Source organism: Stenotrophomonas sp. SMYL86, from assembly GCF_036320025.1.
Taxonomy (GTDB): domain Bacteria; phylum Pseudomonadota; class Gammaproteobacteria; order Xanthomonadales; family Xanthomonadaceae; genus Stenotrophomonas; species Stenotrophomonas maltophilia_A.
The window spans coordinates 17674-30197 of sequence record NZ_JAWIRU010000020.1 but is presented as its reverse complement, the minus strand read 5'-3'; the positions used below and the strand labels follow the sequence as shown (position 1 = coordinate 30197).

Here is a 12524-nt window from a genome sequence, read left to right as displayed (position 1 = left end):
GGTGTCGGAGTGCGGGGACGCCGCAAGTACGTCCGTGTAGGCTTGGCAGCCGCATCCATGCGGCTGACACCCCGCACTCCGACACCGCCCCGCCTTTGACAGATTCCGGCGGCTGTTGGTAGGTGTCGACCTTGGTCGACACATCTGTCAGATATCGAAATTCATCTGAAGTTGGATCCGCTCCGACAGATCGCGGAAAACTGTCGAAGGCGGGGTGGGTCCGGTTGCGGGGGCGTGAGCCGCATGGATGCGGCGACCGAGCTTACAAGGACGTACTTGCAGCGCCCCCCGCAACCGGACCCACCCCGCCATCCCGCAGGAAACCAGCTGTTGCTGTTGCTTCGGCTGTTGCTGTTGCTTCGGCGGGTGCAGGGCGCAGCCCTGCCAAGAGCTCCCCATTCAGGCAGGTAAGTGCAGGTCACAGGATAAGCAGACGCCTTGTTGTGCCCGTCGATCGGGTCCACATTCCTGTGCAGGAGACGGGCCGCCGCCCGTTGTCGAGACACCAGGAGACCTGCATGTCCGCTGCCCCCACTACTGCCATTTCCCGCGATCCGGCCACCGGCCAGCAGATCGCCAGCCATCCCTTTGCCACCGACGCCGAACTGGAAACAATCCTGGATCGCGGCCAGGTTGGCTTTGCGGCCTGGAGCGCCAAGAGCCTTGAACAGCGTGCAGACGTACTGCGTGCGATGGCGGTGGTACTGCGCCGTGACCGTGAAAAGCTGGCTGCACTGGCCACCGCCGAAATGGGCAAGGTCCAGGCCGAGTCGCTGGCCGAGATCGAGAAGTGCGCCGTGCTGTGCGACTGGTACGCCGACCACGGTGCGCAGTTCCTGCGCGACGAACCGACCCAGGTGCCCGACGACAAGGCTTACGTGTCCTACCTGCCGCTGGGCGTGGTGCTGGGCATCATGCCGTGGAACTTCCCGTACTGGCAGGTGATGCGCGCGGCGGTACCGATCCTGATGGGCGGCAACGGCTTCCTGCTGAAGCCGGCCGAGAACATCGTCGGTACCGCGCAGCTGCTCGACGCCGCCTGGCGCGATGCCGGTCTGCCGGAAGGCACCTTCATCGCCGCCAACATCAGCCGCGACGGCACCAGCCGCGCGATCGCCGATGACCGCATCGCGGCGGTGACCCTGACCGGCAGCGTGGCCGCCGGCCGTAGCATCGCCGCCCAGGCCGGGCAGGCGCTGAAGAAGGTGGTGCTGGAACTGGGTGGCTCGGATCCGTTCATCGTGCTGGCCGACGCCGATCTGGACGCTGCCGTCGATGCAGCGGTGGCTTCGCGCTTCCAGAACACCGGGCAGGTCTGCATCGCCGGCAAGCGCATCATCGTTGAAGACGCGGTCTACGACCGGTTCGTGGCGCAGTTCTGCCAGAAGGTGCAGGCGCTGACCATCGGCGACGGCCGTGAAGCCGGCAACCGTATCGGCCCGATGGCACGCCAGGACCTGCTGGAGCAGCTGGACGCGCAGGTACGGGCCTCGGTGGACGCGGGCGCGAAGCTGCTGGTTGGCGGCCATCAGCTGGATCGCCCGGGTGCGTTCTACGCGCCCACCGTGCTGGCCGACGTGGAGCCGGGCATGCAGGTTTTCGATACCGAGACCTTCGGTCCGGTTGCCTCGATCAGCCGCGCCCGTGATGCCGATCATGCGGTGGAACTGGCCAACCAGAGCGAGTTCGGCCTCAGCGGCAACCTGTGGACCGGCGACCGCGCACGGGCCATGCAGTTGGCGCGCCGGCTGCAGACCGGCGGCGTGTACGTCAACGGTTTCTCCGCCTCTGACCCGCGCGTGCCGATCGGTGGCGTGAAGAAGAGCGGCTTCGGCCGTGAGCTCTCGCACTTCGGCATCCGCGAATTCGTCAACGCGCAGACGGTGTGGTTCGACAAGCGTTGACGCGCAGCTTCCATCCTTCCTGCAACGATCCATCATCAGTCCAGCGAAAAGGACGGCATTCCAATGTCCAAGGGTTCAGATCTGCTCGTCGCCGCGCTTGAGAACGAAGGCGTCGAGCGTATTTTCGGTATTCCCGGCGAAGAGAATCTCGACGTGGTCGAGTCGCTGCGCCATTCCAGCATCGAGCTGGTCATCACCCGCCACGAACAGGCGGCCGTGTTCATGGCGGCCACCTATGGCCGGCTGACCGGCAAGCCGGGCGTGTGCCTGGCCACGCTCGGCCCGGGCGCGCTCAACTTCACCACCGGTGCCGCCTACGCGCTGCTTGGCGCGTGGCCGGTGATCATGATCACCGGCCAAAAGGGCATCGTCGCCAGCAAGCAGGCGCGTTTCCAGATCGTCGACATCGTCAGCACCATGAAGCCGCTGACCAAGCAGGCGCGGCAGATTGTCTCGGCGCGCACCATTCCGACCATCGTCCGCGAGGCGTTCCGTACCGCGCTGGAAGAGCGCCCGGGCCCGGTGCTGCTGGAGCTGCCCGAAGACATCGCGGCCGATGAGGTCGGGGACGTAGCGCTGATTCCGCCGCACGCAGTGGATCGTCCCATTGCCAGTCCGGAAGCACTGGACCGCGCGGCGGAGATCATCCGCAACGCCAAGCGCCCGCTGCTGATGATCGCCTCGGCGGCGTCGCGGCCGCAGTCCAGCGAAGCGTTGTCGGCATTCGTGCTGCGCGCGGGTATTCCATTCTTCACCACGCAGATGGGCAAGGGTGCGGTGGCCGGTGGTTCGGGCCTGTACATGGGCACCGCCGCGCTGACCGAGCGCGACTACGTGCACATGGCGATCGACCAGGCCGACGTGATCGTGACGATCGGCCACGAGGTCACCGAGAAGCCGCCGTTCGTGATGCGCCCGGGTGGGCCGACCGTGATCCATATCGGCTATTCGCAGGCGGCGGTGGAGCAGGTGTACTTCCCGCAGGTGGAAGTGATCGGTGACATCGGCCGTTCGCTGACCCAGCTGGCCGACCGTATCGAAGGTGCAGTGCCGAACGCCGACGCGCTGCTGCCACTGCGCGCGACCATTCTGGAACACCTGGCTGACCGTGCCGAGGAAGCTGGATTCACCCCGCAGCGGCTGGTGCACGACGTGCGCCAGGTGATGCCGCCGGACGGCATCGTGGCGCTGGACAACGGCATGTACAAGATCTGGTTTGCGCGCAATTACCGCACCCAGGTGGCCAATACGCTGCTGCTGGACAACGCGCTGGCGACGATGGGCGCGGGCCTGCCGTCGGCGATCATGGCCTCGATCCTGTACCCGCAGCGGCGGGTGTTGGCGGTGTGCGGCGATGGCGGATTCATGATGAACAGCCAGGAGCTGGAGACCGCGCGTCGGCTGGGCCTGAACCTGGTGGTGCTGATCCTCAACGACGGCGCCTACGGGATGATCCGCTGGAAGCAGGCGGTGGATGGCTTCACCGACTACGGCATGACGTTCAGTAACCCGGATTTCGTGAAGTATGCGGAAGCCTATGGCTGCAAGGGGCATGAGGTGACGGCCATCGAGCAGTTCATCCCGACGCTGGAGGCGGCGTTCAACGAGGGTGGGGTGCACCTGGTATCGGTGCCGATCGACTACTCGGAGAACCAGCGGGTGCTGGTGGACGAGCTGCGGCAGGCGTTTCCCGGGAACGGTTGACGCCTACCGGGGCATCGGTTCCCCGGAATCCGGTAGGTGTCGACCTTGGTCGACACACGGACCGCCAACCAAGGTTGGCGGCTACCAGAGCGGCGGGCAGCGGACCTGGTAGGTGTCGACCTTGGTCGACACGATGGAGCGCCAACCAAGGTTGGCGGCTACCAGGCGGCGGGCAGTGGGCCTGGTAGGTGTCGACCTTGGTCGACACGCAGAGCGCCAACCAAGGTTGGCGACTACCGGGGCAGGGCGCCGGCCCAGGGCTGGGGCGGGGCGGTTTTGGTATGCTGGGCAACCGGCTGTGCCGGGCGCAACATCCCCCCTCACTACACGATTCCCGCAGATCCATGAGCGAAGCTACCGATACCCCCCCCGTTGACGAAAACAAGTTGATCGCCGAGCGCCGCGAGAAACTCAAAACGCTGCGTGGGCAGGGCATCGCGTACCCGAACGATTTCCGTCGCGAGGACTTCGCCGGCCGCCTGCAGGAAGAATTCGCCGACGCCGAGCAGTGGACCGCCGAGGCCCTGGAAGGCAACGGCCGCCAGGTGAAGATGGCGGGCCGCCTGATGGCCAAGCGCATCATGGGCAAGGCCAGTTTCGCGCAGATCCAGGACGAGTCCGGCCGCATCCAGCTGTTCCTGCAGGGCACGGTGCTGGGCGATGCCTACACCGCCTTCAAGGGCTGGGACGTGGGCGACATCATCGCCGTCGAAGGCGGCCTGACCCGTACCAAGACCGGCGAGCTGTCGGTCAAGGCCGAATCGATCCGCCTGCTGACCAAGTCGCTGCGCCCGCTGCCGGACAAGTGGCATGGCCTGGCCGACGTCGAGCAGCGCTACCGCCAGCGCTATGTCGACCTGATCGTGACCCCGGAGTCGCGCGCGGTGTTCATCAAGCGCTCGAAGATCATCCGCGCGATGCGCGCGTGGCTGGACAACCGCGACTTCCTCGAAGTCGAAACGCCGATGATGCATTACATCCCCGGCGGCGCGGCGGCCAAGCCGTTCACCACCCACCACAATGCGCTGGACCTGGACCTGTACCTGCGCGTGGCGCCGGAGCTGTACCTCAAGCGCCTGACCGTGGGTGGCCTGGAGCGCGTGTACGAGATCAACCGCAACTTCCGCAATGAAGGCGTCAGCACCCGCCACAACCCGGAATTCACCATGATGGAGCTGTACGAGGCCTATGCCACGTACAACGAGATCATGGACCTGACCGAAGGTGTGATCCGTGACGTGGCCACGACCGTCAACGGTTCCACCGAAGTGGAGTGGGACGGCGCGAAGATCGACCTGGGCCCGGCGTTCCGCCGCTGGCGCATGGACGAGGCTGTGCGCCACCACAACCCGGAAATCTCTGCTGCCGACTGCACCGACCGCGATGCACTGCTGCGCCATTGCGAGCGCTTGAAGATCCGCGTCAAGCCGTCCTACGGCTGGGGCAAGCTGCTACTGGAGATCTTCGAAGCCACCGTCGAGCACACCCTGATCCAGCCGACCTTCATCACCGACCATCCGGTGGAGGTCTCGCCGCTGGCCCGTGCCAACGACAACGATCCGGGCTACACCGACCGCTTCGAGCTGTTCGTCAACGGCAAGGAGCTGGCCAATGGCTTCTCCGAGCTGAACGACCCGGAAGACCAGGCCCAGCGTTTCCAGGCCCAGGTAGCCGCGAAGGAAGGCGGCGATGACGAGGCCATGCACTACGACGCCGACTACATCCGTGCGCTGGAGTACGGCATGGCACCGACCGGCGGCCTCGGCATCGGCGTCGATCGCCTGGTGATGCTGCTGACTGGCAGCAGCTCGATCCGTGACGTGCTGCTGTTCCCGTACATGCGTCCGGAGCAGTAAGTCGTCTTTTTGACTCCTGTTTGTGCGCGCCGTCGCGAAATGAGACGGCGCGATTGACGCCTCCCGCACTCGGCGTATCGTTAATGCACTACCTTGACGTCTGTTGTGGCTTGATCGGCGCCAGGGGGAGTGCGCATTGTGGAGAGTCCGCTTCACAATGTGATGACGATCATGAACCGGGACGCATGACACGGGAGTCAGGCCGATGCAGGGTGCGAGCGTTCGCAGCGGCAGGGTATCCTCGCCTGCTGATGATCCAGCATGGTCGAGAAACCAGGCAGAGTACGCGTTGAACATCGTCATTGTTGACGACCAGACGTCCGCCCGGACGATGCTGCGTCACGTCATCGAAGATATCGCGCCGGAACTGAGCGTGTATGACTTCGGTGATCCGCTGACCGCATTGGCCTGGTGTGAGGCGCATCCGGTCGACCTGCTGCTGCTCGATTACCGCATGCCGGAAATGGACGGGCTGGAGTTCGCCCGCCGTTTCCGTCGCCTGCCCAAGCATCGCGACATTCCCGTGATCCTGATCACCGTGGTCGGCGACGAGCCGATCCGTCAGGCGGCGCTGGAAGCGGGGGTCATCGACTTCCTGGTCAAGCCCATCCGTCCGCGCGAACTGCGCGCGCGCTGCTACAACCTGTTGCAGCTGCGCCAGCAGACCGAGAACGTGAAGCAACGCGCGTTGTCGCTGGAGCAGCGCTTGCTGGCCAGCATGCACGAGGTCGAGGAACGCGAGCGTGAGACCCTGTCGCGGTTGGCGCGGGCGATCGAGTTCCGTGATGCCGGCACCAGTGCCTACCTCGAACGCATGGCGCGCGTGGCAGGGCTGATCGCCGAGCAGCTGGGCCTGCCCGAAGACGACGTGCGCCTGATCGAGATGGCCGCGCCGCTGCATGACATGGGCAAGATCGCCATTCCCGATGCAGTGCTGCTCAAGCAGGGCAAGCTCAACGACGAGGAGCTGGCGATCATGCGCCGGCACCCGCGCATCGGCCATGAGCTGCTCAGTGGCAGCCAGAACCGCTTCATCCAGGTCGGCGCATTGATCGCACTGCGCCACCACGAACGTTACGACGGCAGCGGCTACCCGGATGGGCTGGTCGGTGAGGCGATTCCGCTGGAAGCGCGCATCGTCGCCGTGGCCGACGTCTTCGACGCACTCATCTCACCCCGTCCGTACAAGGAAGCATGGACCATGGAAGCCACACTGGCCTATCTGTATGCCCAGCGTGGCCGCCTGTTCGATCCACGCTGCGTGGATGCGCTGATGCGCGGCCACCAGCAGTTGATGGATATCTGCGCCCAGCACTCGACGGCATCGACGCGACCGGGTGGGTGACATGCAGGACCTGTTCGCACGCGTGAAGCGTCGGCTGGCGCAGCGTCCGGATTCGGAACATGGCCAGGCGATCGTGCGGGTGGTGCTGATCTCGCTGATCCTGGTCTATGTGCTGCTGTCCGGTGCGCGCCTGCACCGTCTGGAGCAGTACCAGGGCGTGCTGGCGACGGTACTGACCGGATTGGGACTTTCGCTGCTGCTGTTCGGTTGGCTGCTGTGGAAGCCGGAGCGCTCCGATCCGCGGCGGGTGGCCGGGATGCTGGCCGATTACGGCCTGATCGCGGTCGGCATGATCCAGATGGGTGAGCCGCTGGCGTGGGTGTATGCGGTGGTGATGTGGGTCACGGTGGGCAACGGCCTGCGCTTCGGGCCGCGTTACCTGGCCGCGGCCATCGTGCTGGCGATGGTCAGTTTCGGCACCACCGTGCTGTTGACCCCTTACTGGCAGGCCAACCTGGGGCTGGCCATTTCCCTGTGGTTGGGGTTGCTGGCAGTACCGTTGTGCTGCTCCTCCCTGCTGCGCCGAAGGATGCGACATCCGACCATGGATACGACTCCCGCCGCTGGTTCCGACAAGCGCTCGCTGCTGGCACGCTTCAAGCAACGCCTGTCCGGGCGCGAGGACAGCGAGCACGCGCAGAACCTGATCCGCATCATCATCACGGCGCTGTTCATCAGCTATCTCGGCTGGCGCTCGCTGAGCGGCGGCGGTGAGGCGCTGACCGCCACCTGGTTGATCCTGGCCTTCGAGCTGACCATCTCCGCCGGCCTGCTGACCGCGATCCTGGTCAATCCGGGTGTGTCGCATGTGCGCCGGGTGATCGGCATGCTGACCGACTACACCTGCATGGCCTGGATCATGACCATCCAGGGCGAGCCGGCCGCGCCGCTGTATGCGGTGATGCTGTGGGTCACGATCGGCAACGGCATGCGCTACGGCAGCACCTATCTGCGCGTGGCCACCGCCATGGGCTGCCTGGCTTTCCTGTGTACGGTGATGCTGTCGCCCTACTGGCGTGGGCACGACTATCTGGGCTGGGGCCTGCTGCTGGGCCTGGGCGCGATCCCGCTGTACTTCGATTCGCTGCTGCATGCGCTCACCCGTGCAGTGGCCGAGGCGCGCCAGGCCAACGAAGCCAAGAGCCGCTTCCTGGCCAACATGAGCCATGAGTTCCGCACGCCGTTGAACGGGCTGGCCGGCATGACCGAAGTGCTGGCCACCACCCGCCTGGACGACGAACAGCGCGAGTGCCTGAACACCATCCAGGCCTCGACCCGCAGTCTGTTGGCGCTGGTGGAAGAGGTGCTGGACATCTCCGCGATCGAAGCCGGCAAGGTGCGCGTGGAGTGGCACGAGTTCGCGCTGGCCGACGTGCTGCAGGCGATCAACCTGATCCTGACCCCGCAGACCCGCTCCAAATCGCTGGACTATCGCGTGCAGGTGGATGACAACGTGCCGCCGCGCCTGCTGGGTGATGCCGGTCATCTGCAGCAGATCCTGCTCAATCTGATGGGTAACGCGGTCAAGTTCACCGACAGCGGCTACGTGCATCTGCGCGTGTCCAGCCCCGATGTGCTGGGCAGCGAGCGGATGCGTCTGCGATTCGAGATCGTCGACAGCGGCATCGGCGTACCGGTGGCGCTGCGCGGCCGGCTGTTCAATGCCTTCGAGCAGGGCGATGTCGGCCTGGCCCGCCGCCATGAAGGCACCGGTCTGGGCACCGCAATTGCCAAGGGCCTGGTCGAGTCGATGGGCGGGCAGGTCGGTTATGCGCCGAACAGCCCGCGCGGCAGCGTGTTCTGGGTCGAGATCACGCTGGACGTCGCAGACACCTCATCAGCCCCGGCGGTTCCGTCCGAGGTGGCTGAAGCCGGCAATGTCATCGCGTTTTCCAATCCCTTCCTGCGCCATCGTGCGCGGGTGCGCAGCCTGCGGGTGCTGGTGGCCGACGACCACGAAGCCAACCGCATGGTGCTGCAGCGGTTGCTGGAGAAGGCCGGCCACAAGGTCACCTGCGTCAATGGCGGCGCCGAAGTGCTCGATGCGTTGGAGCAGGCCAGTTACGACGCAGCGATCGTCGATCTGCACATGCCCGGCATGAGCGGACTGGACCTGCTCAAGCAGTTGCGGGTGATGCAGGCCAGTGGCATGCCTTACGTTCCGGTCATGGTGCTGAGCGCGGACGTCACCCCCGAGTCCATCCTGCGTTGCGAGCAGGCCGGTGCCCGCGCCTTCCTTGCCAAGCCCGTGGTGGCCACCCGTCTGCTGGAAGTGCTGGCCGATGTCGCCGCCAACACCCGCGCCGAGTCCGGCATCCAGTCGGTGCCGGCATTGCCGGTTGGCGATGGCGTGCTCGATACCGCGGTGCTGGACGAGCTGGCGTCGCTGGGTATGGGCGATGGCTTCGAACGCAAGTTCATCGACCAGTGCCTGGCGGACGTCGACGCGAGCATGGGCCAGCTGCAGGGCTGCGGCGAGCGCCAGGCCTGGGAGGATTTCCGCGAGCACGCACACGCGCTGCGCGGTGTGGCGAGCAACCTGGGGCTTGTCCAGGTTGCCGCCTCCAGTGGCGAAATCATGCGCATGGCGGACTGGCAGCTGAAGGGGGAATGGAACGCCCGCCTCGGCAGCCTGGCGACTGCCCTGCGCAACGGCAGGAATGCGTTGGCTGCCCGTAGTGCGGGAGCATCGCACCGCGACGACAGCGAGCGCAGCCCGTCCTGACCCGCCAGACGGTCAGGACGGGTCGCCATTGCGCCGGGCCTGCGCCCGTACCAGCCGATCCATGGTGCGCAGGGACTTCTCGCCGAGCTGCATGGCGGTGTCCACCCAGATCTCGGTGATCCGCATCATTTCATGCAGCGGCACCATGGTGGCGATCTCGTTGACCTCACGCATCGCCGCCCACGCGTGCGGAATGCGCCGGCTTTCCTTGATCACCTGTTCGACCGCGGCAACACCTTCGCCCGCCGGCACCACGATGTCGACCAGGCCCATTTCCTTCAGCTGGCTGGCGGTGTAGAGGTTGCCTTCCAGCATGATCTTCTCGGCCAGGCGCGGGCTGATCCGCTGGCACAGGAAGGAGTAGGCGCCCATGCCAGGGAACAGGTCGAACAGCACCTCGGGCAGGCCCATCAACACGCCTTCCTCGGCGACGATGGTGTGGCAGCTCAGTGCGGCCTCGAAGCCGCCACCCAGTGCATTGCCCTGGACCAGGGCGATGCTGTGGGCACGGGTGCCCAGGCCGGCATGGAAGGCATGCACGCCGCGCACGCAGCGTTGGGCATAGTCGAGCAGGCGGGCGCGGTCGCCCTCGCGGATCAGGCGGCAGAACAGTTCGAGATCGCCACCCAGGTTGAACACGTCGCTGTCCGAGGCAAGAACGACATGGGGTGACAGAGCGTGCGAGGCGCTGAGGCGATCGCCCAGTTCGCGCTGGTAGTCGACGATGTCATCGACCAGGCGCGAGGCGAAGCACGGCCGGCCCGGCTGGTTGACCAGGTTGGCGTGCATGTGGATCCAGTAGACATCCCGCTCGGGTTCTTCGGTGATACGCAGGGTAGGGTGCTGCGAGGGACGGGTGATGATGGGGCGTACTGCGGACATGGGAGTTCTCCGTGTGACCGTCCGGCCAACCGCAGAGCGGACGGAGAGGAGTGAGGGGGCGGGCTGAACGTGCGGCGGCGACTGATTCTATGCACCCGTCGTGAACCGCCCGCAAGCGCTGTACCGGCCATGTTCCGGTAATAAAAAGACCCCGCCGTCCCCGGCGGGGTCCCTGTACTCTCCCGTTGCCCGGAAACCCTTACTGGGCGGGCGTATCACGCAGCTCGCGACGGAGAATCTTGCCGACGTTGGTCTTCGGCAGCTCCTTTCGGAATTCTACGATTCTGGGGTGCTTGTAACCGGTCAGGTTTGCCCGCGCATGTTCCTTGACCATTTCCGCGGTCAGGTTCGGGTCCTTCTTCACGATCACGACCTTGACCACTTCGCCGGACTTTTCGTCCGGGACACCGACGGCGGCGACTTCCAGCACGCCCGGCATCATCGCGATGACGTCTTCGACCTCATTCGGGTACACGTTGAAGCCGGACACCAGGATCATGTCCTTCTTGCGGTCGACGATGTAGAAGAAGCCCTGTTCGTCCATCTTCGCCATGTCGCCGGTGTGCAGCCAGCCGTCCGCATCGATGGCGGTGGCGGTTTCTTCCGGACGCTGCCAGTAGCCCTTCATCACCTGCGGGCCCTTGATGCACAGCTCGCCCACTTCGCCCAGCGCCAGGATGTTGCCGTTGTCGTCTTTGATGCAGGCATCGGTGGACGGGATCGGCAGGCCGATGGCACCGTTGTACTCGGGCAGGGTGAGCGGATTGATACAGGCCGCGGGGGAGGTCTCGGTCAGGCCATAGGCTTCGACCAGGGTCACGCCGGTGACCTTCTTCCAGCGTTCGGCCACGGCACGTTGCACCGCCATGCCGCCGCCCAGGGTGAACTTGACCGAAGAGAAGTCGATCTCGTCGAAGCCCGGGGTGTTGAGCAGGCCGTTGAACAGCGTGTTGACGCCGGTGATGGCGGTGAAGCGGGTGCCCTTGAGCTCCTTGACGAAGCCCTTCATGTCGCGTGGGTTGGTGATCAGGTGGTTGCAGCCACCGAACTTCATGAAGACCAGGCCGTTCGCGGTCAACGCGAAGATGTGGTACAGCGGCAGGGCAGTGATGATCACTTCCTTGCCCGGCTCGATGCCCGAGGTGGACAGCCACGCTGACGCCTGCTGCATGTTGGCGATCAGATTGCGGTTGGTCAGCATCGCGCCCTTGGCCACGCCGGTGGTCCCGCCGGTGTACTGCAGGAAGGCAATGTCGTCGTGGTCGATCTCGACCGGCGGAAGCGCGTGGCGGCTGCCCAGCTTGAGCGCCTGCTTGAAGCGGACGGCGCCCTTGATGTGGTAGTTGGGCACCATCTTCTTGATGTACTTCAGCACGAAGTTGACGATCGCGCCCTTGGCGCCGAGCAGGTCGCCCAGGCCGGTGGTGACCACGTGCTTGACCGGTGTATCGGCGATGACCTGTTCGACGGTGTCGCCGAAGTTGTCGACCACCACCAGGGCACTGACGCCGGCATCAACCAGCTGGTGCTTGAGTTCGCGCGCGGTGTACAGCGGGTTGACGTTGACCACGGTCAGGCCGGCGCGCAGCACGCCGAAGGTGGCCACCGGGTACTGCAGGCAGTTGGGCATCATCAGGGCGACGCGGTCACCCTTCTTGAGCTTGAGCTCACCCAGCAGGTAGGCGGCGAACTGGGTGACCAGCGCGTCCGTCTCACCATAGGTGAGGACCTTGCCGAAGCTGGAGTAGGCGGGACGGTCGCGGAATTTCGCGACGGAAGCGTCGAAGACCGAGGCGACCGAATGGAATTCGTTGACGTCGATTTCGGCGGGAACGCCTTTCGGATAGCTCTGCAGCCAGGGACGATCCAGACTCATATTCCCCCTCCAGGAATCGTGATGTTTTAGGTTACGGCCCTGAGCGTATCCACAATGGCCGTTCATTGCAGCATACCCCGCCGTAGGGAAAACGCGAAGAGGCCCCGAAGGGCCTCTTTGCTTGGTAATGCCGGCCGCTGGCCGGCATCTGCGCTCGATCGGGATTCCGGTGGATGCCGGCCAGCGGCCGGGCGGTACGGGGCCCCCACCCGGGGGCGTGGGTCACCCCGGC

General features: G+C 65.3%; 7 protein-coding genes. 5 read left to right on the top strand and 2 right to left on the bottom strand.

Annotation, left to right across the window (positions count from 1 at the left end):
• The first annotated feature begins 518 nt into the window (after nt 1-518).
• The 5 genes from V3B64_RS18150 to V3B64_RS18130 all read left to right on the top strand — a co-directional run bounded on the left by V3B64_RS18150 (nt 519) and on the right by V3B64_RS18130 (nt 9534).
• Complete coding sequence (locus V3B64_RS18150) at nt 519-1904, top strand: NAD-dependent succinate-semialdehyde dehydrogenase (RefSeq protein ID WP_329914640.1); 1386 nt, start codon at nt 519-521, stop codon at nt 1902-1904.
• A 63-nt stretch (nt 1905-1967) separates the two neighbouring features.
• Nucleotides 1968-3608 (top strand): acetolactate synthase large subunit, encoded by a 1641-nt coding sequence (locus V3B64_RS18145; RefSeq protein ID WP_012510938.1) that lies wholly within the window; start codon nt 1968-1970, stop codon nt 3606-3608.
• A 344-nt stretch (nt 3609-3952) separates the two neighbouring features.
• Nucleotides 3953-5464 carry a lysine--tRNA ligase gene (gene lysS / locus V3B64_RS18140; RefSeq protein WP_049461174.1) on the top strand — a complete coding sequence of 504 codons (1512 nt, stop codon included), beginning with the start codon at nt 3953-3955 and terminating at the stop codon, nt 5462-5464.
• A 205-nt stretch (nt 5465-5669) separates the two neighbouring features.
• The gene (locus V3B64_RS18135; protein ID WP_006364528.1) at nt 5670-6809 is read left to right on the top strand and encodes a two-component system response regulator; all 1140 of its coding nucleotides are present in this window, start codon (nt 5670-5672) and stop codon (nt 6807-6809) included.
• Between the two features lie 544 nt (nt 6810-7353).
• Nucleotides 7354-9534: a response regulator gene (locus tag V3B64_RS18130; RefSeq protein WP_032129844.1), complete on the top strand. Its 2181-nt coding sequence runs from the start codon at nt 7354-7356 to the stop codon at nt 9532-9534.
• Between the two features lie 12 nt (nt 9535-9546).
• On the opposite strand, the gene V3B64_RS18125 is transcribed toward V3B64_RS18130, so the two are convergent.
• A complete protein-coding gene (locus tag V3B64_RS18125) occupies nt 9547-10416 on the bottom strand; it encodes a crotonase/enoyl-CoA hydratase family protein (RefSeq protein ID WP_329914639.1) in 870 nt (289 codons plus the stop codon).
• A 199-nt stretch (nt 10417-10615) separates the two neighbouring features.
• Nucleotides 10616-12292, bottom strand: coding sequence for a long-chain fatty acid--CoA ligase (locus V3B64_RS18120; protein ID WP_032129834.1), 1677 nt, complete (start codon nt 12290-12292; stop codon nt 10616-10618).
• Nucleotides 12293-12524: the final 232 nt, after the last annotated feature.